The following is a 17,273-nucleotide window of genomic DNA, read 5'->3' as shown; positions in this document are numbered from 1 at the left end:
GGCCGCACATGCATGACAGACTGACCAGGATCCAGCTGGCGATCTTCGCCGTGATCACGGCGATCACCCTGACCGTGATGGCGATCTTCTACCTGCGGCTGCCCGCGACGTTCGGCATCGGAACCTACAACGTGAGCGCCGATTTCGTTGCCGGCGGCGGCCTGTACAAGAACGCCAACGTCACCTACCGTGGCGTCGCCGTGGGCCGCGTCGAGTCGGTGGGGCTGAGCCCAAACGGCGTCATCGCCCAGATGCGCCTGAACAGCGAGACCGCCATCCCTTCGAACGTCACCGCCACCGTCAAGAGCGTGTCGGCGGTCGGCGAGCAGTACATCGACCTGGTGCCCCCGGGTTCACCGGCATCGAGCAAGCTGACCGATGGATTTCGCATCGAGCGCCCGAACACACGAATTGGCCAGGACGTCGCCGACCTGTTGAAGCGGGCGGAGACGCTGGTCAACAGCCTGGGCGACACCCGGTTGCGTGAGCTGTTGCACGAGACGTTCATTGCGGCCAACGGCTCGGGCCCTGAACTTGCCCGGCTCTTCGAGTCCGCCCGCCTGCTGGTGGACGAGGCCAACGCCAACTATCCGCAGGTCTCGCAGCTGATCGATCAGGCCGGCCCGTTCCTGCAGGCCCAGATCCGCGCCGGCGGTGACATCAAGTCGCTGTCGGATGGGCTGGCGCGGTTCACCTCCGAGGTCCGTCAGGCCGACCCCCAGCTGCGCGACACCCTGGCGACGGCCCCGGGCGCCACCGACGAGGCCAGCACCGCGTTCTCCGGCATTCGCCCCAGCTTCCCGGCGCTGGCCGCCAGCCTGTCCAACCTCGGCCGGGTCGGCGTGATCTACAACAAGTCGATTGAACAGCTGCTGGTGGTCCTGCCGGCGTTGTTCGCCGCCATCACCACCGCCGCCGGCGGCGGGCCGCAAGACGAGGGCGCCAAGCTGGACTTCAAGCTCGACCTCAACGATCCGCCGCCGTGCGCCGTCGGCTTCCTGCCGCCGCCGCTGATGCGCACCCCGGCCGACGAGACGGTGCGCGAGCTTCCGAGGGACATGTACTGCAAGACCGCGCAAAACGACCCCAGCACCGTGCGCGGCGCCCGCAACTATCCCTGTCAGGAGTTCCCCGGAAAACGCGCCCCCACGATCCAGCTCTGCCGCGACCCGAAGGGCTACGTGCCGATCGGCCGCAACCCGTGGCGCGGCCCGCCGGTGCCCTACGACACCCCGATGACAAACGGGCTGAACGTGTTGCCGCCCAACCACTTCCCGTATATCCCGCCGGACGCGGAGCCGGACCCCGGGACACCGATCGTCGGACCGCCGCCTCCGGGTGTGGTGCCCGGGCCGGGGCCGCTGCCGAACAAGCAGCCAGCGTTCGCCCCGCCGCCGCCCAACGACAACGGCCCGCCGCCGCCGTTCACGTCGTGGCAGCCACCGGGCGTGCCGCCGGTGCCGCCGCAGCTTCCGTATCCGAAGTGGCTGCCCCCGCCGGCGCCGCCGCTGGGGATCAACCCGCCGCCGGCGGGGCCCGGACCGGAGAAGCCGTGGGGTCCGCCGCCCGGAGGGCAACCGCAGGCGAGCGGGCCGGCCTACGCCACCTACGACGAGAAGACCGGCGCATTTGTCGATCCGGCCGGCGGCACTGGTATCTTCGCGGCCGGCGCCACCGGCACCTCCGGCGCCGAGAATTGGGTGGACCTGATGCTTGATCCAAGGCCTATGTGATGGGCTCCGTACCGGCAGACGAACAGACGACCAAGCCGCGCGTTCGTCGTCGAGCCTCGCGCGCGGCGGGTCCCGCCAAGGCTGAGTCGACCCAGGATGTCACGGTCCGGTCCGAGATTCCGGCCGCTCCGAAGCGGCAGCCGCAACCCGTCAAGGCCCTCAAGTCCATCAAGCCGCCACCGCGGCGCCAGCCGCACCGCACCCTGGTGACGTGGATCTCGTTCGCGGCGACGCTGCTGGCGGTGGGGGTTCTGGCCGGATGCGTGGCCCTCTTGGCCGTCCAGCATCGCCACGCCGCCGCGGCGCAGGCGCGCGACCAACGCTTTGTCGACACTGCGACGCAGACCGTGGTCAACATGTTCAGCTACAAGCAGGACAACATCGACGAGAGCGTCAATCGGTTCGTCAACGGCACCAGCGGCCCGCTGCGCGGGATGCTCGGCGCCAACAACAACGTCGAAAACCTCAAAGGCCTGTTTCGCTCCACCAACGCGACCTCTGAAGCCGTCGTCAACGGCGCCGCGCTGGAAGGCATTGACGCCGTTACCGATAACGCGTCGGTCTTGGTGTCGGTGCGCGTCACGGTCGCCGACATCGACGGGGTCAACAAGCCGTCCATGCCCTACCGGTTGCGCGTCATCGTGCACGAGGACGACTCCGGGCGGATGAGCGGCTACGACCTGAAGTATCCCGACGGGGGTAATTGATGCGATGGCGGCGTTGGCTGCTCGTCGTCGCGGGTTACCTTCTGGCCGTGGCGTTCGTCGGGCTGTCCGCGGCGGCCGGTTGGATGTACTGGGATCGAGTCGAGGTTCGCGGCGAGCAGGCGGCGCGCGCGGTGTTGCCGGGCTTGGCGGCCAAGGAAATACCCGAGGTCTTCGCCTACGACTACCAAACCGTCGAACGCAGCCTGTCGGCCGCCTACCCGCTGCTGACCCCCGCCTATCGCGCGGAGTTCCAGAAGAGCGCCAACACGCAGATCATCCCGGAGGCCAAGAAGCGCGAAGTTGTCGTGCAGGCCAACGTCGTGGGCGTGGGAGTCATGTCCGCCAAACGGAATTCGGCGTCGGTGATGGTTTACATGAATCGGACGGTCACCGACAAATCGCGGCAGCCGTTGTATGACGGCAGCCGGTTGCGGGTGGACTTCACCAAGATCGGCAAGCAGTGGCTGATCGCCTACATCACACCGATCTAGTTCAGTAGCACATCGCAATCCCGTTGCAGTACAACGGGTAACGCTCGATCGGGCTGGGCGGCGGCCCGGTCATCGCCAGCGAGAACGGTTGCTTCTTCATCTCCGGCTGCATCCCGCACACGGCGCCGTGCAGTGTGGTGTGGGTGCCGCTCATGGTTTCGTCGCTGAACGCGAAGGTTTCGGTGGACGGCGCGGTGCCGCCGCCCGGGCAGGACACGCCGTTGTCCTTTTGCACCTTGAAAGTCCACAGCATGCTGGACATGCGGGCCCGGCCGCTGAAGTTCTGCAGCTTGTCGGCGGCGTTGATCTGCTCGTCCGTGGAACTCACGATGTTCAGCGCGCAGTTCATCGCGAAGACGATCGGGTCGGAATAGTCATTCATGTTCCGGGTCCCCGATGGCTGGTCACAGAGCGCGGAAATGGTCCAGGTGACTCCGGAGACACCCGCCTCGTTGAAGGAGTAGGTGCCGTCCGCCGGCGGTCCGACCGCCTTGGCCGGTTCGCCGGATTGCAAGGCGATTCCCGTCGCGACGGCGGTAAAGACGGCGGCACCCGCGGCCAGTCCGTGACGGAGCTTCATGTGGCTCTTTCTCCTTCGCGTGCGACGCTGCACCCGAGTATCACAGCGTTGGCGCGCCAACACCATAAGTTCCTGGCGTATCCGAGCTAATCGGCGCCATGGGGCCGCGCCTCGGCGAGAGCATCGAGGAAGGAACGCGCCCAGCGATCGACGTCGTGGGCGAGCACCTGGCGGCGCAGCGACCGCATGCGCCGCCGTCCCTCCTCGGCGGACTGGTTGAGGGCGGCCTCGATGGCGTCTTTGACCCCTTCGAGGTCGTGCGGGTTGACCAGGTACGCCTGCCGCAGTTCGGCGGCGGCGCCGGTGAATTCGGACAGCACGAGCGCGCCGCCGAGATCGCTGCGGCAGGCGACGTATTCCTTGGCCACCAAATTCATCCCGTCGCGCAGCGGGGTGACCAGCATGACGTCGGCGGCGACGAAGAACGCGATGAGTTCGTCGCGGGGGACCGGCCGGTGCAGGTAGTGCACCATCGGATGCCCGACTTCGCCGTATTCGCCGTTGATGTGGCCGACCTGGCGTTCGATGTCGTTGCGCAGCTGCTGGTAGCTGTCCACCCGCTCGCGGCTCGGTGTCGCCAGCTGGATCAGCACCGTGTCGTCGCGCTTGGCGCGGCCCTCGGCGAGCAGCTCCGAGAAGGCTTTCAGCCGAACGTCGATGCCCTTGGTGTAGTCGAGCCGGTCGACGCCGAGCAGCACCTTGCGGGGATTGCCGAGCTCGGCTCGAATCTCCTTGGCGCGCCGCCTGATATCGCGGTGGCGGGCGGTTTGGTCGAGCGCACTGGAGTCGATGGAGATGGGAAACGCGCCTACCCGAACGACGCGGGAGTCCTGCTCCACCTCGCCGTACCGCGACCGCACGCCGACCGCGCCGCGCGAGGTGTTGGCGCCGATCAACCGCCGGGAAAGGAACAGGAAATTCTGCGCGCCGCCGGCCAGGTGGAAGCCGACGAGGTCGGCGCCCAGCAGACCCTCGACGATCTCGGTCCGCCACGGCATCTGCATGAACAGCTCCACCGGCGGGAAGGGGATGTGCAGGAAGAAGCCGATGGTCAAATCGGGCCGCATCTCGCGCAGCATCGCCGGGACCAGCTGCAGCTGATAGTCCTGCACCCACACGGTCGCTCCGCGCGCGGCGGCACGCGACGTGGCTTCGGCGAAGCGGCGGTTGACGACGACGTAGCGCTCCCACCACTCGCGGTGGTAGATCGGTTTGACGATGACGTCGTGATACAGCGGCCACAGCGTGGCGTTCGAGAAACCCTCGTAATACTCGGCGACGTCGTCCGCGCTCAGCTTGACGGGCCGAAGTTCCAGATCGTCCTGGACGATGGGCTCATCCTCGTGGTCGACGTCCTCGTCGACGACGCCCGGCCATCCGACCCACGCTCCGCGCCGGCGGCGCAGCAGCGGCTCCAGGGCGGTGACCAGCCCCCCGGGGCTGCGTTTCCAGGCCGTCGTGCCGTCAGGGAGCACCTCCCGGTCAACCGGCAGCCGGTTGGCGACGACGACGAAGTCGGAATTGCCGAATTCGGCTGCCTTGGAGCCTCGCCCTCCCCCGGGAGCCATTTACGCGTCGAGTTTCGCCGGCCCAATACCCAGCATGGACAGAAAAACGCGGCATTCGTCGGCGTCGTTGGCATACGCCGCGACGACCCGCCTGGCCTGGCTCGCAGTGCTGTCCGCCACCGGCTCGACGTCGCCGATTTCGCCAGGATCAGATTTCGTAGGCATGACTTAACTGTAGGCGACGCGCGTGTTCGACCGCAGCCCGTCTCACCAGCTAACGGGCGTCGGGCGCATTTATGGCTGGTTTGCAGGGACTCGCCGCGCCGCTCGCGAAGACACGATCGGCCCGGGCGGGCCGCCGTTCGGGCCTCGCGGGCCGTCCCCCCAGCGCGGCCCCGGTTACACACTGGCCGTAATCTGTAAACAAGGCCAATTCAATGCCAATCCAATGACGAACGAGGTGGGCGTAATGACAGTCTCCCAGCAAGCCGACGCCGGGGCGGCCGACTCCAGCTCCCCGGAGCTGGTGGCCTACGAAACCCTCGACGAGGGCCGCATCGCCCGGATTTGGCTGAACCGGCCCGACGCCCACAACGCGCAGAGCCGCGGCCTGCTGGTCCAGCTCGACGAGGCCTTCGGCCGCGCCGAGGCCGACGACGCCGTCCGCGTGGTGATCCTGGCGGCGCGCGGCAGGAATTTTTCCGCCGGCCACGACCTGGGTTCCGAGCAGGCGCTGGCCGAGCGCGCACCGGGGCCGGGGCAGCATCCGAGCTTCCGCTCGCGCGGGGCCACGCTCGAGCCGATCATGGAGAAGCTGTACCACCAGGAGTGGCACTATTTCTTCGAAAACACTTGCCGCTGGCGCGATTTGCGCAAGATCACGATCGCCCAGGTGCAGGGTAACGCCATCTCGGCCGGTCTGATGCTGATCTGGGCGTGCGACCTGATCGTCGCGGCGGACAACGCGAAGTTCAGCGACGTTGTCGCAGTCCGCCTGGGGATGCCGGGCGTCGAATACTACGCTCACCCCTGGGAGTTCGGCCCGCGTAAGGCCAAAGAGCTGCTGCTGACCGGTGATTCGATCGACGCGGACGAGGCGCACCGGCTGGGCATGGTGTCCAAGGTTTTCGCTGTCGACGAATTAGAGGAAAAGACACTCGAATTCGCGCGACGCATCGCCGAGCGCCCCACGATGGCGTCACTGCTCATCAAGGATTCGGTGAACGCCGCCTCTGACGCGATGGGTTACACCGAGGCGCTGCGGCATGCGTTCCACGTCCACCTGCTGGGGCACGCCCATTGGGCGGCGTTCAACGAGAATCGGTGGCCGGTCGGCCAGCCTCCGCACGTCGAGGATTGGCGTGACGCCAAGCCGACGAAGGTGGCGCGCCGCGATACGCCGTAGCGCCGCGCACCGCAGGGCCTAACGAGACCGGGGGTAGCGATATTCGTCCCGAGCGGACATGCTTCTATAGCTAGAACTTGTTCCAGTTTGAAAGGGCCTCGCGTGCAGCTTTCGTTCGAAGACCGGACCTATCTGATCACCGGGGGCGGCAGCGGGATCGGCAAGGGCGTGGCAGCCGGGCTGGTCGCGGCCGGCGCCTCGGTCATGATCGTCGGCCGCAACGCCGATCGGCTCGCCGAGGCGGTCAAGGAGATTGAAGCCCTGCCCGGCGACGGCTCGATTCGTTACGAGCCCACCGACGTCACGAACGAGGACGAGGTGGCCCGCGCGGTCGATGCCGCGACGGCCTGGCACGGCCGGCTGCACGGCGCGGTGCACTGCGCGGGTGGCTCGTTGACTGTGGGGCCGATCACCCATACCGACTCCGAAGCGTGGCGAAACACCGTCGACCTCAACGTCAATGGCACCATGTACGTGCTCAAGCATGTGGGGCGCGAGATGGTGCGCGGCGGTGGCGGCTCCTTCATCGGGATCTCATCGATCGCGGCCAGCAACACCCACCGGTGGTTCGGGCCGTACGGGGTCACCAAGTCGGCGATCGACCACATGATGATGCTGGCCGCCGACGAGCTCGGCCCATCCTGGGTGCGGGTCAACAGCATCCGGCCGGGCCTGATTCGCACCGATCTGGTCGACGCGAGCGTGATCCAGTCACCGGAGATCAGCGGCGACTACGCGCTGTGCACCCCGCTGCCGCGGGTCGGCGAGGTCGAAGACGTCGCCAACCTGGCCATGTTCTTGCTCAGCGACGCGGCGGCCTGGATCACCGGCCAGTGCATCAACGTCGACGGCGGCCACATTCTGCGTCGCGGTCCGGATTACTCCTCGATGATGGTGCAGATGTACGGGGAGGACGCGCTGCGCGGGGTGGTAGCACCCTGACCTTTCGCCGCGCCTAGGGAACGGGAGAAGCGATGAGGCGACTCGAGGGCAAGCGGATTCTGGTGACCGGCGCCGCGTCGGGGATCGGTCAGGCGAGCGCGCTGCGCCTGCTCGACGAGGGCGCCGCCGTCGCGGCCTCCGACATCGCGGCCGACGGCCTGGACGCGACGCGGGCGCGGGCACAAGAGGCCGGCACCGCCGACCGTCTCACCCTCGTGCCGATGGATGTCGGCAGCGAGCATTCGGTGACCGACGGAGTGCGCTCGGCAGTCGAGCAACTGGATGGCCTTGACTCGTTGGTCAACGCGGCGGGCATCCTGCGGGCCGCGCACACCCACGAGACGAGCCTCGAACTCTGGAATCAGATCGTCGGCGTGAACCTGACCGGCACCTTCCTGGTGGTGCGCGCGGCGCTGCCGGCGCTGCTGGCGAATTCCCGCAGCGCGATCGTGAACTTCAGCTCCACATCGGCCTCGTTCGCCCATCCCTACATGGCCGCCTACGCCGCGAGCAAGGGCGGCATCCAGGCCTTCACCCATTCCCTGGCGCTGGAATACGCCAAGCAGGGCCTGCGCGCGGCATGCGTTGCCCCGGGCAGCATCAAGTCCGGGATCACCGATGCCACCGGCGGATACATCCCGCAGGACGCCGACTGGTCGCTGTTTTCGCGGCTGATGCCGGTCCTGCCGACCACGACGGAGTCCAGCGGCACCGGAATGGCCGGACCCGAGGCGGTCGCCGGGGTGATCGCGATGCTGGTGTCCGACGATGGAGCCTGGATATCGGGCACTGAGATCCGCATGGACGGCGGCACGCACGCGTGAGCTGGCGGCAAACGGCTAGTTGACGCAGGGCACGCCGCCGCCGTCGATCGGCTTCCCCTGATCGGGCGTCGGGTAGGTCGTGGTGGTGCCGTTGTAGTAGTAGGACTTGGCCTTCGTCGACGTGGTGGTGGTGCTGGTGCTCGTCACGTCGTCCATCTGGGTGTCGTCCGGTGTGGGGACCGAGAAATTGGTGTCCACCGTGACCCGGATGTGGCCGGGCTGGACGCCGGGGCTGGGCTGGCTGGGCGCGTCGAGGCCCAGCAGGTTGGCCACGTTGCGCGCATCGGTCTGCGCGCCGGCGCCGTACTCGATCGAGCTGGTGGTCGGCTCGCCGGACTCGCGGTCGCGGACCTGGCCCGGGGTGTAGCCCTTCTTTTTCAGGGCGCGCGATACCTCGGTGGCGAGCCCGCTCATGCTGCCCGAGTTGACCACGTCGACGACCGTGGACGGATCGGGCTTGACGGCCGTCGTGGTGGTCGCGGCGGTCGGTGCGTCGGTGCCGATCGCCGCCGCCACCTCGGCCTTGATCGCGGCCGGGTCGACGATGTTGACGTCCTGGCCGTCGATGTTGTCGTAGCGCACCACCGGCAGCGTCCGGAATTCCAGGTTGCCGCCGGCGAGCCCGCCCAGCCGCTGGATCATGTCGTCGTTCCAACCGGACGAGAGCACCACGTCCTTGCGCGCCACCGCCATCAGGTTCTTGAGCTTGTCGATGTTGGTGAAGGTGCCCGCGGCCTGCAGCTCCTGCATGACCGACGAGATGAACGCCTGTTGCCGGTGGGTGCGGTCCAGGTCGCCGTTGTCCAGGCCGTGCCGCTGCCGGACGAACGACAGCGCCTCGGAGGCGTCCAGCCGCTGGCGCCCCGCCGGGAAGTCGGCGCCGGAATACGAGTCGTAGACGGCGTGGTTCAGGCACACCTCGACGCCGCCCAGCGTCTGCGCCAGGTCGTAGAAACCGGCGAGGTTGACCTCGGCGAAATAGTCGATCGGGACGCCGGTCAGGCTGCGCACCGCGCGCAGGGTTGCCGCCCGGCCCGCCTCACGGCCCTTCGTCTCGAGCTCTTTTTGACTGCTCGTCCCCTGGTTGGCCAGCTTCTGCGCGACGTACTGCTTGGTCAGCCCGTAGGCCTCTTTGATCTTGATGTGGTTGTATCCGGGGACGCCGGTGAAGGGCACCCAGTCGTCGCGCGGGATCGAGAAGGCGACCACTTTGTTGTCGGCGCTGACGTGCACCAGGATCAGCGTGTTGGTGTTGTAGCCGCCGTCGTCGGAATCGCCCGCGTGCAGATGCTTGAGGATCGAATACGGCAGGTCGTTGCCGTCCTGATCCTTCCGGGAGTCCAGGCCGATCAGCAGGATGTTCATGTTGTCGCCGCTGGACCGCGGATCGTCGGGCTGCAGGGCGTTGGAAACGGTGATGCCGCCCAGCGCACCGTGCGCCACGTAGTACCCGGCGCCGGTCAGCCCGACCGCCGCCACGGAAACCAGCGCGCCCAACGTGCGCGTCAGCCCTTTACGGATTCGAGAGGGTTGACGGACGGCTCGATGGCGGCGATGGGCGCCGCCCGAGCGGGCCATCACAAACCTCTGCCCACACCCAGCGCACCACCGGACCCCGCAACGGCGGTTAGCGGCGATGTCGCTTCGAGCATGGTGACAAGTATGCGTTAGCTTGCTGTGAAGGCCCCAATCGAGAGCGCCCGTCAAGGGCGTGCGCGAGGGGATTCAGCAGGCCCCGCGGGGGCGAGTCGCGACCACGATCGCCGCTCTACCTGCCGGTTTTCGTCGGACGCGGCGGTGATGATCGCCGGCCGGTCTCGGGCGGAGGACGCGTCGCGCCGAACTTGTTACCGCACGGATACCGGGTGCGGGACCGGCATCGCCCCGCACCGGCCAGCAAACCGTTGCCGTCAGCAGTACAGGTACTCGACGCGCCATCGTCCGTCGACGTAGTCGGCGCGGTACTGGCCGCCGAGCGCCGGGTTGGCATCGTGAATGACGCCAGAGCCGCCGATCCCGGGCGTGAAGCCCGGGGGATCCCACGCGATGGACACCGGGTGTGGCGGCATGGTCGGCGTGCAGCCGACTTGTTTCTTGACGTAGCCGTCGATGATCGCGCGCTCGGCGGTGGCCTGGTCCCCGCCATCCGGGGCAGGGGCGTTGGCGCACAGCGCATTTGCGCCGCAAGGGCGCTGGCCCACCGCGGCGAGCGCTACGTGCGCGGGCGCGTTCGTGGTCAGCATTGCCGTCGCGACCCCGACCGCCACCGTGATCCGGGCAGTTCCGCCGATACTCATGTCGTCTCCCAGCAGTGCTATCTGGCTTTGACCAGGTCCTCGCCCGACTTGTAAAAGAGCGTGATGTTGGTGCCGGTGACGATTTCGGCGAGGTAGACACCCGCCGGTTCGACCTCGTAGTAGTAGTGGGCGTTGCCCTCGGTATCCAGCGTCGAGGCGCACGGGTAGCCCGGCGCGCCGCATCGTTGCTTGATCGGAATCGCGAAAACGGCGAGCAACACGACGACGGCGATTCCGATGCCCAGCGGGATCTTGTGCACTGCCGACCTCGTTTGCGCCCGATTCACCACCGTTGGAGTGTAAGCGGCCGGCCGTCCACCGGCACCTGGTGCGCAGCGCGGCGTTCTCCAGGCCGGCGGCGTTTTGAGGGCCGGGTGTGGCGGGTACGCGGACTTGAGCCGATTGAAGGACTGAGCATGAGCGATACGGACCTCAGGCCGCTTTCGGCGGAGCGGCCAGCCGACTCAGAGCCACCGGAGCCGGGGACGCCGGGCGAGACGCCGGAGCGGCTCACCCCGCCGGAGACGCCCGAACGGCTCACGCCGACAGAACCGCCGGAGCGCTTGACGCCATCGGAACCGCCCGAGCGTCACGCTCAGTGACGAACGTGACCGAAAAGGATCGGAGGACAGACATGCGTGCCGAGGAAGGCGACGAATCGGTCAAGGACTACGCGAATGAAGGCCGGGAAACCCTGGGTCGCATCAAGGCGTCCCAGCACGCGGGTGGCCGGCTGGGCGACATCGCCCGACGGTTCGCCGCTTTGTGGCGGGGCCAGCGCGGGCAGCAGGGCACCGAGCCACCAGCCTAAACCCTTGCGACATAACCTATTTCGAGACGGGAGCGGGGTGCCGGTGAATCCATGGGGCCGCCTCTTCGAGCTGGGCGGCCAACTGCAGGAGGCGGCCGTCGGCGCCGAGCTTCCCCACGAATTGCACACCCAGCGGTAGGCCGTCCTGTGTCCAGTGCAGTGGGACGCTGATCGCCGGACGCCCGGTGAGGTTGGCCAGTTGGGTGTAGGGCACCCAGCCCAGGCTCTCTTGGATGAGGTCGTCCAGAATTCCGCTGAGGCCCATGAGTTTTCCGGCGTGCAGCCTGCTGATCACTCGGGCCGCCCGCTGCAACACCGCCGACGTCGCTGTGGCGCCCACCTCCAGGGGCGGGGTGGCCAGGGTCGGGGTCAGGAAGAAGTCATAGGCGCCGTGGAACTCGGCCAGGGACTGGATGTAGTTGTTTCTGTTTTCCAGCGCGGACATGACCGCCAGGACACCGCCGGATCGGCCGAGTTCACCGATGGCCAACGTGTCGGCCTCGAAATCGCTGTCTTTGGCGCCGGTTCGCCGCTTGATATCGGCGACTTGTTGGTGAAGCTGCGCGAACCAGATGGTCAAAAAGTCACGACCCAACGCCGCGTCATCGTAGGGCGGCGCGACCTCGTCGACCTGATGGCCCAATTCGCCCAGTAGGGTCGCCGCCTTCTCGACCGCGGCGACGGCCTCCGGGCTCGGTCGCGGGTTGATCGCCGAGCGCGCCGAATACCCGATTTTCAACCGCTGCGGACGGCGCTGGATCAGTCCGCTGAATGGCTTGTCGGGCAACGCGACTCGGTAGGCGGCGCCCGGATGGTGCCCGACGATCGCGTCGTAGAGCGCGGCGCTGTCGCGCACGGTACGCGACAGCACCCCCTGGGTCGCCATCCCCAACAGCATCTCGCCGGTCTGCGGGCCGTAGGGCGCCAGGCCGCGGCTGGGCTTGAGGCCGACGAGTCCGTTGCAGGCGGCCGGGATTCGGATCGACCCGCCACCGTCGTTGGCCCCGGCGGCCGGAACGACGCCGGCCGCCACCGCCGCCCCGGAGCCCCCCGACGAACCGCCTGGCGTGCGCTTGGTGTCCCACGGGTTGCGGGCCGGGCCCCAGTAGTCGGGCTCCGTGACGCCCTTGGCCCCGAATTCGGGGGTGTTGGTCATCCCGAAGATCACCAGGCCCGCGTCCAGGAACCGCTGCGTGATCAGCGCGTGCCGGTCGGCCACCTCATTGGCCAGCGACCGGGACCCGCACGACGTCGGAAAACCGCGGTACTCCTGGCCGAGATCTTTGAGCAGGAAGGGGACACCGGCGAACGGCCCGCTCAGACGCGGATCGGCGGCCTGGGTGTCGGCGACATCGTCGAGCTGACGGACGATGGCATTCAACCGCGGGTTCACGGCGTCGGCGCGTTGCCGTGCCAACGCGAGGAGTTCGGCAGGGGCGACCTGCTTGCGTTCGACAAGCTCGGCCAGCGCGGTCGCATCCAGCGACATGTACTCGTCGAGATGCATGTCTTCTCCTTCGCTCCGGTCCGTGCGGCGCGGCGCCGACCCCGCCCAGCCTCCTCTAAATTGACGCCGCTGCACGCTGTTGCCGTCAAGCGAATGCGGCCGCTGGTTGCGGGCGCCTTAGTATCACCTGGTGCCCACGGCAGCTGAACCGTTTACGATCCGGGGTCCCGGCGGGGTCCAGATCGTGGCCGACCGTCTCGGGGATCCTCAAGCCCGCGCTGTGGTGTTCTTGCACGGCGGCGGGCAGACGCGTCGTTCGTGGGGCAAGGCCGCTGCCGCGGTAGCCGCGCGGGGGTGGCAGGCTGTCACCGTCGACCTGCGTGGCCACGGCGAATCGGACTGGTCCGGTGACGGCGACTATCGCGTCGTCAGTTTCGCCGCCGACGTCCAGGAGGTGCTGCGCACGCTGCCTGCGCGACCGGTGTTGGTCGGCGCCTCGCTCGGCGGGTTCACGTCGATGCTGCTCGCCGGGGAGCTGTCCCCGGGCATCGCGAGCGCGGTCGTGTTGGTGGACATCGTCCCGAACATGGACCAGTCCGGGGCCGACCGCATACACGCCTTCATGGCGGAGCGAGTGGAGTCGGGGTTCGGCTCACTGGACGAAGTCGCCGATGCGATCGCCGAGTACAACCCGCATCGACCGCGACCCACCGATCTGGATGGGCTGACCACCAATCTGCGTCGCCGCGGCGACCGCTGGTATTGGCACTGGGATCCGCAATTCATCAGCGGCACTGCGGCATTCCCTCCGTTCGAGGTCACCGACCCCGACCGGATGCACGCGGCCGTGGAGGCGATCCTGAGCGGCGGGGTGCCGATGCTACTGGTCCGCGGGCAGATGAGCGACCTCGTCAGTCAGGAGCGCGCCGACGAATTCCTGACGCGTTTCCCCCAAGTCGAATTCACCGATGTCCGAGGTGCCGGGCACATGGTCGCCGGCGACCGCAACGACATCTTCGCCGGCGCCGTGCTGGACTTCCTTGCCCGGCATGTCGACGCCGGATGAACCACCCGCACGGAACCGGCTGGCCGCCAGCCCATCTGAGGCGAGTGACGCTGTTACGATCTGCCGGGGGCAAGCGGAGGGGGACGGCGTGACCATGCCGTGGTTGCGGGGACTGGGACTCGTCGGGGCCGTGCTGGTGGCCGCGACGACGGTGGCGAAAACTGCTGCGGCAGCGCCACCCCCGGCTCTGCCGTCGCCACCCCCAACGCCGGGCATGGGAGTCGATCATGAATCCGGTAGATGCACAGCGGGATTCGCGGCCCAGGGTGCCGACGGCAGTTACTACCTGATGACCAGCGGGCACTGCGACTCGCACGACGGCGCGGAGTGGACGTACGGCAACGATGCTCCGCTCGGCAAGATCTCTGCCAGCGAGCACGAGGGCGCCAAGAGGGACGCCGCGATCATCCGCCTCGAGCCGAGTGTCGGCATGCCGGTGGGCGACGTCGGCGGAAGGTATCAGGTTCGGGATGTGTTGAGCCACGCACAGATTCAGCCCGGAATGCCGTTCTGCAAGATCGGTGCCGTCACCGGTGAGACGTGTGGCGCCGTCAAAGGCATCGACGGTGACGTGGTCGAAGCCAGCGTCTTCAGCCTGGACGGCGACAGCGGGAGCCCCGGCTTCGTGATGAACCCGGACGGCACCGTGAGCGCGGTCGGGCTGTTGATGTCCTCGCCCGACGGCGACGACTACACGACCTACTTCATGCTGATCAATCCGCTGCTGGACAGGTGGGGGCTGCGCGTTCTCCCATGAGAGATTTCATGGGACCCAGCGCATCCGAGGACGCGTGACGCAGCGTTTGCAGTTCTCGGGTATGGGGTATGCGGGCGACCGGCCTCGAACTCGTCCGAGAGCCAGCGGAACCAGCGGCACGAAGGGGAGAGTAGTGAAGCGTGGGATCGTCGTCGGCGTTGCCGGTGTGGGCCTGGTGATCGCGGCCAGCGCCGGTTGTTCGAGCAACAAGTCCGGAACGGGCTCGTCCGGTTCGTCGTCGTCGCCGGCCGCAGCAGGCCCGCTGGTGATCGTCGACGGTCAGAATCAGAACGTCAGCGGGCAGGTCACGTGCACCGCCGCAGGTGACAACACCAACATCGGCATCGGCGACCCGACCGCCGGGCTCGGCGCCGTGGTCAGCAATGGCAATCCGCCGCTGGTCCATTCGGTCGGGTTGGGCACCGTCAACGGTGTTGCGCTCGGCTTCTCCGACGCCGCTCCCAGCCAGGGTGGCAGTGCCGGGGCCGCGGTCAACGGCAAGACGTGGGCGATCAAGGGCACCGCGACGGGTGTCGACATGAGCAACCCGCAGCAACCACAGCAGGTAACCAAGCCATTCGAGTTGGACGTCACCTGCCCGTAGCGCAGGCCATCGACACCCGAGGGGAACGCAGCTATGTCTATGAAACGCGTCGCCAGCGCTGCCGCGGTGGCCGCCGGCCTGAGCATCTCCATGGCCACCCTGAACGCCGGTGCGGCCTACTCCGCTCCACTTGACCCACCGCCACCATGCCCGAACTGCCACGGCGGTGGCGGTGGCGGAGGCGGCGGGGGTGGTAACCCCGGCGGGCCGGGTGGACAGCCGGGCGGCCCCGGTGGCGGTGGTCAGCAGGGCGGGGGAAACACCCCGCCGCAAGGTGGCCAGAACAGTCCGCCGCAAGGTGGCCAGACCAATCCGCCCCCGCAAGGCGGCCAGAACAGTCCGCCGCAAGGCGGCCAGACCAACCCGCCTCAGGGTGGGCAGAACAGTCCGCCGCCGCAGGGCGGGCAGACGAACGCGCCACCTCAGGGCGGTCAGAACACGCCGCAGCCGAATGAGCGCGGCCAAAACCCGGCGCAGACCGGCCAGAACGCGCCGTCCCCCAACCAGGACAACCAATACCCGCCGCAGCCGGGGCAGAACACACCTCCGAATGAGCGCGGTCAGAACCCGCCGCCGCAGGGCGGGCAGACCAATGCCCCGGCGAACACCCAGAACCCGCCGCCGAACGAGAGGCAGCGGTACGCGTCGCTCAACCCGCCGAGCACGCAGCCGCCGCACCCGCCCTACATTCCGCGCCACGACGTGGTCTCGGCCAACGCGCAGATCGGCGGCCCCGGCGGTCCGAATGTCCAATTCAGCATCCCGGGCCGCGGGGCACCCCCGCCGCCGCGCCAGCACGGCTATGGCTGGAACGACGGCCCGGCTCCGGGCCACCCGCCGCCGCACTGGGAGGGCCCGCCGCCCCCGGGCGGCTGGGACGGTCCGCCGCCTCCGGGTGGCTGGAACCGGCCGTGGGCCGGGCCACCGCGCGATGTGGCCTCGGCACGAGGCGATTTCGGGCCCTTCAGCTACAACACCTTTACCGCCATCCCGGTCTTCAACTGGCAGTACGGCGGCTGGGGTTACTGGTTCTTCGGTGTGTGGGTGCCCCTGTACTGATCGTGTACTACTGCGGGTGGGTGGCGACGTAGTCGGCGGCCGGGATCGGTGACGACGCGTCGTAGCCGATGGGCAACAAGACGTCGCCCGCCGTGGTGCGGCAATAAACGTCCCAGCGGTAGTACGCGGCAAACGCGGCGGGATCGGCCGCAATCAGCGCCGCGTATTGGTCGACCGCGTGCACGTATTCGCTGGCGTGGTTGTAGCCATAGATGGCGCGATCCCGGTCGTTGGCAAAGCCGTTGGCGGCCAGGTAACGGCCCGCCGCCAGGATGCTGTCGCGGGGTGAGTGGATATCGCCGCCCTGCCCGTAGCCGGCGAACGTCGACGGCAGGAACTGCATGGGGCCCTGCGCGCCGGCGGTGCTCGCGCCCACGATGCTGCCGAACCGGGTCTCGATGAAGTTGATCGCGGCCAGGTAGTTCCAGCTGACGCCGGACTCGGACTCCGCCTGGTGGTAGTCGTTGAGCAGCTCGTCGGCGGGGGGCGGGGCCTCGATGTGCCACGCCGGCAACGTGGCTCGCACGGGGGTCAGCGCGGTGAGTTGTCGACGAGCGTCGACGTTGCGGTCGTAGACATCGGCCAGCTCCGCCGGGATCCGCGGGCGGGTCGCCGCATCCCATTCGGGATGGCGCCCGATGGCGCGGTAGGCCGCCTGCACGCGGTGCGCGGCCGCCGTCAGCGCCGGCTCCGGAGTCCCTGGCTCGCGCAGCGCACGCTCGTCGGCGACGAGGTCGTCGGCCAGCTGCACGGGATCTGACGCCAGAAGCGGCTGTGCGCCGCCGGGCGTGCCCGCGTCGACGGGCACCATGCGCGACGTCGGCGCGGGCCGCCCGGCCGTGGCTGGGCCGGTCGCGGCCGTCGGGTGCGACGTCGAACAGCCGACGAGCGCGACCATGACCGCGCCGAGAACGAGCGGCGCGGTGTACCGGTCACGGCCCACGGCGATCACGTCCGTCCATTGCCTCGATCCCCCATGGCTCCGGCTGGTTGGCCTGACAGCGAGTCTGTCGCATCCGACTGCGTGACAGCAATGCCGATC

General features: G+C 68.2%; 19 protein-coding genes. 11 read left to right on the top strand and 8 right to left on the bottom strand.

The annotated features are described in order from the left end of the window. Positions 1-8: 8 nt before the first annotated feature. Genes ACZ50Z_RS17555 through ACZ50Z_RS17545 form a run of 3 tightly spaced genes read left to right on the top strand, consistent with a single transcriptional unit; the run spans position 9 to position 2,931 of the window. Entirely contained in the window at positions 9-1,733 is a 1,725-nt protein-coding gene (locus ACZ50Z_RS17555) for a virulence factor Mce family protein (RefSeq protein ID WP_464484678.1), read from the top strand. Further along, the gene (locus ACZ50Z_RS17550) at positions 1,733-2,440 is read left to right on the top strand and encodes a mammalian cell entry protein (protein ID WP_464484677.1); all 708 of its coding nucleotides are present in this window, start codon (positions 1,733-1,735) and stop codon (positions 2,438-2,440) included. Before ACZ50Z_RS17555 ends, ACZ50Z_RS17550 begins: the two co-directional genes overlap by 1 nt. Continuing rightward, a complete protein-coding gene (locus ACZ50Z_RS17545; protein ID WP_464484676.1) occupies positions 2,440-2,931 on the top strand; it encodes a mammalian cell entry protein in 492 nt (163 codons plus the stop codon). Before ACZ50Z_RS17550 ends, ACZ50Z_RS17545 begins: the two co-directional genes overlap by 1 nt. A 1-nt stretch (position 2,932) precedes the next feature. Here ACZ50Z_RS17545 and ACZ50Z_RS17540 read toward each other — a convergent pair whose 3' ends face one another. The 3 genes from ACZ50Z_RS17540 to ACZ50Z_RS17530 form a co-directional block, all read right to left on the bottom strand. Then, complete coding sequence (locus tag ACZ50Z_RS17540; RefSeq protein WP_464484675.1) at positions 2,933-3,511, bottom strand: hypothetical protein; 579 nt, start codon at positions 3,509-3,511, stop codon at positions 2,933-2,935. Between the two features lie 86 nt (positions 3,512-3,597). After that, on the bottom strand, positions 3,598-5,079 hold the full coding sequence (locus ACZ50Z_RS17535) for an alpha,alpha-trehalose-phosphate synthase (UDP-forming) (protein WP_464484674.1): 1,482 nt from the start codon (positions 5,077-5,079) through the stop codon (positions 3,598-3,600). Next, entirely contained in the window at positions 5,080-5,244 is a 165-nt protein-coding gene (locus ACZ50Z_RS17530; RefSeq protein WP_008263763.1) for a hypothetical protein, read from the bottom strand. A 244-nt stretch (positions 5,245-5,488) separates the two neighbouring features. On the opposite strand from ACZ50Z_RS17530, the gene ACZ50Z_RS17525 reads away from it, so the two are divergent. From ACZ50Z_RS17525 to ACZ50Z_RS17515, 3 genes are all read left to right on the top strand, one after another. Further along, positions 5,489-6,424, top strand: a complete 936-nt coding sequence (locus ACZ50Z_RS17525) for an enoyl-CoA hydratase (RefSeq protein ID WP_464484673.1) — start codon at positions 5,489-5,491, stop codon at positions 6,422-6,424. Positions 6,425-6,526: 102 nt separating this feature from the next. Continuing rightward, positions 6,527-7,366: an SDR family oxidoreductase gene (locus tag ACZ50Z_RS17520; protein ID WP_464484672.1), complete on the top strand. Its 840-nt coding sequence runs from the start codon at positions 6,527-6,529 to the stop codon at positions 7,364-7,366. A 32-nt stretch (positions 7,367-7,398) separates the two neighbouring features. Beyond that, the gene (locus ACZ50Z_RS17515; protein WP_464484671.1) at positions 7,399-8,190 is read left to right on the top strand and encodes an SDR family NAD(P)-dependent oxidoreductase; all 792 of its coding nucleotides are present in this window, start codon (positions 7,399-7,401) and stop codon (positions 8,188-8,190) included. Between the two features lie 15 nt (positions 8,191-8,205). Here ACZ50Z_RS17515 and ACZ50Z_RS17510 read toward each other — a convergent pair whose 3' ends face one another. From ACZ50Z_RS17510 to ACZ50Z_RS17500, 3 genes are all read right to left on the bottom strand, one after another. Beyond that, positions 8,206-9,768, bottom strand: coding sequence for an LCP family protein (locus ACZ50Z_RS17510; RefSeq protein ID WP_464484670.1), 1,563 nt, complete (start codon positions 9,766-9,768; stop codon positions 8,206-8,208). A 332-nt stretch (positions 9,769-10,100) separates the two neighbouring features. Next, on the bottom strand, positions 10,101-10,487 hold the full coding sequence (locus ACZ50Z_RS17505; RefSeq protein ID WP_464484669.1) for an integrase: 387 nt from the start codon (positions 10,485-10,487) through the stop codon (positions 10,101-10,103). A gap of 17 nt (positions 10,488-10,504) precedes the next feature. Further along, positions 10,505-10,774 (bottom strand): hypothetical protein, encoded by a 270-nt coding sequence (locus tag ACZ50Z_RS17500; RefSeq protein ID WP_464486292.1) that lies wholly within the window; start codon positions 10,772-10,774, stop codon positions 10,505-10,507. Between the two features lie 347 nt (positions 10,775-11,121). Here ACZ50Z_RS17500 and ACZ50Z_RS17495 point away from each other — a divergent pair, with 347 nt between their 5' ends. Continuing rightward, the gene (locus tag ACZ50Z_RS17495) at positions 11,122-11,298 is read left to right on the top strand and encodes a hypothetical protein (protein WP_464484668.1); all 177 of its coding nucleotides are present in this window, start codon (positions 11,122-11,124) and stop codon (positions 11,296-11,298) included. A gap of 16 nt (positions 11,299-11,314) precedes the next feature. Here the strand turns inward: ACZ50Z_RS17495 and ACZ50Z_RS17490 are convergent, their stop codons facing one another. After that, positions 11,315-12,805 (bottom strand): amidase, encoded by a 1,491-nt coding sequence (locus tag ACZ50Z_RS17490; protein WP_464484667.1) that lies wholly within the window; start codon positions 12,803-12,805, stop codon positions 11,315-11,317. A gap of 130 nt (positions 12,806-12,935) precedes the next feature. On the opposite strand from ACZ50Z_RS17490, the gene ACZ50Z_RS17485 reads away from it, so the two are divergent. From ACZ50Z_RS17485 to ACZ50Z_RS17470, 4 genes are all read left to right on the top strand, one after another. Beyond that, positions 12,936-13,811 (top strand): alpha/beta fold hydrolase, encoded by an 876-nt coding sequence (locus tag ACZ50Z_RS17485; protein WP_464484666.1) that lies wholly within the window; start codon positions 12,936-12,938, stop codon positions 13,809-13,811. Between the two features lie 88 nt (positions 13,812-13,899). Beyond that, positions 13,900-14,568, top strand: a complete 669-nt coding sequence (locus ACZ50Z_RS17480) for a S1 family peptidase (protein ID WP_464484665.1) — start codon at positions 13,900-13,902, stop codon at positions 14,566-14,568. Between the two features lie 133 nt (positions 14,569-14,701). Beyond that, complete coding sequence (locus tag ACZ50Z_RS17475) at positions 14,702-15,172, top strand: lipoprotein LpqH (protein WP_464484664.1); 471 nt, start codon at positions 14,702-14,704, stop codon at positions 15,170-15,172. Between the two features lie 39 nt (positions 15,173-15,211). Continuing rightward, positions 15,212-16,231, top strand: a complete 1,020-nt coding sequence (locus tag ACZ50Z_RS17470; RefSeq protein WP_464486291.1) for an MAP_0585 family protein — start codon at positions 15,212-15,214, stop codon at positions 16,229-16,231. 7 nt (positions 16,232-16,238) lie between these two features. On the opposite strand, the gene ACZ50Z_RS17465 is transcribed toward ACZ50Z_RS17470, so the two are convergent. Further along, entirely contained in the window at positions 16,239-17,129 is an 891-nt protein-coding gene (locus ACZ50Z_RS17465) for a lytic transglycosylase domain-containing protein (RefSeq protein WP_464486290.1), read from the bottom strand. Positions 17,130-17,273 lie beyond the last annotated feature (144 nt).

Source organism: Mycobacterium sp. NTMscope_MAC_269, assembly GCF_976985695.1.
The sequence above is the reverse complement of the archived record's forward strand: the minus strand, read 5'-3'. Positions and strand labels throughout refer to the sequence as shown.

What these genes read in the sequence shown, in the direction of transcription:
- ACZ50Z_RS17550 (WP_464484677.1), top strand. Translation starts at nt 1,733, where the DNA reads ATGGGCTCCGTACCGGCAGACGAACAGACGACCAAGCCGCGCGTTCGT.
- ACZ50Z_RS17495 (WP_464484668.1), top strand. Translation starts at nt 11,122, where the DNA reads ATGCGTGCCGAGGAAGGCGACGAATCGGTCAAGGACTACGCGAATGAA.
- ACZ50Z_RS17525 (WP_464484673.1), top strand. Translation starts at nt 5,489, where the DNA reads ATGACAGTCTCCCAGCAAGCCGACGCCGGGGCGGCCGACTCCAGCTCC.
- ACZ50Z_RS17540 (WP_464484675.1), bottom strand. Translation starts at nt 3,511, where the DNA reads ATGAAGCTCCGTCACGGACTGGCCGCGGGTGCCGCCGTCTTTACCGCC.
- ACZ50Z_RS17470 (WP_464486291.1), top strand. Translation starts at nt 15,212, where the DNA reads ATGAAACGCGTCGCCAGCGCTGCCGCGGTGGCCGCCGGCCTGAGCATC.
- ACZ50Z_RS17530 (WP_008263763.1), bottom strand. Translation starts at nt 5,244, where the DNA reads ATGCCTACGAAATCTGATCCTGGCGAAATCGGCGACGTCGAGCCGGTG.
- ACZ50Z_RS17505 (WP_464484669.1), bottom strand. Translation starts at nt 10,487, where the DNA reads ATGAGTATCGGCGGAACTGCCCGGATCACGGTGGCGGTCGGGGTCGCG.
- ACZ50Z_RS17545 (WP_464484676.1), top strand. Translation starts at nt 2,440, where the DNA reads ATGCGATGGCGGCGTTGGCTGCTCGTCGTCGCGGGTTACCTTCTGGCC.
- ACZ50Z_RS17465 (WP_464486290.1), bottom strand. Translation starts at nt 17,129, where the DNA reads ATGGTCGCGCTCGTCGGCTGTTCGACGTCGCACCCGACGGCCGCGACC.
- ACZ50Z_RS17555 (WP_464484678.1), top strand. Translation starts at nt 9, where the DNA reads ATGCATGACAGACTGACCAGGATCCAGCTGGCGATCTTCGCCGTGATC.
- ACZ50Z_RS17535 (WP_464484674.1), bottom strand. Translation starts at nt 5,079, where the DNA reads ATGGCTCCCGGGGGAGGGCGAGGCTCCAAGGCAGCCGAATTCGGCAAT.
- ACZ50Z_RS17515 (WP_464484671.1), top strand. Translation starts at nt 7,399, where the DNA reads ATGAGGCGACTCGAGGGCAAGCGGATTCTGGTGACCGGCGCCGCGTCG.
- ACZ50Z_RS17510 (WP_464484670.1), bottom strand. Translation starts at nt 9,768, where the DNA reads ATGGCCCGCTCGGGCGGCGCCCATCGCCGCCATCGAGCCGTCCGTCAA.
- ACZ50Z_RS17490 (WP_464484667.1), bottom strand. Translation starts at nt 12,805, where the DNA reads ATGCATCTCGACGAGTACATGTCGCTGGATGCGACCGCGCTGGCCGAG.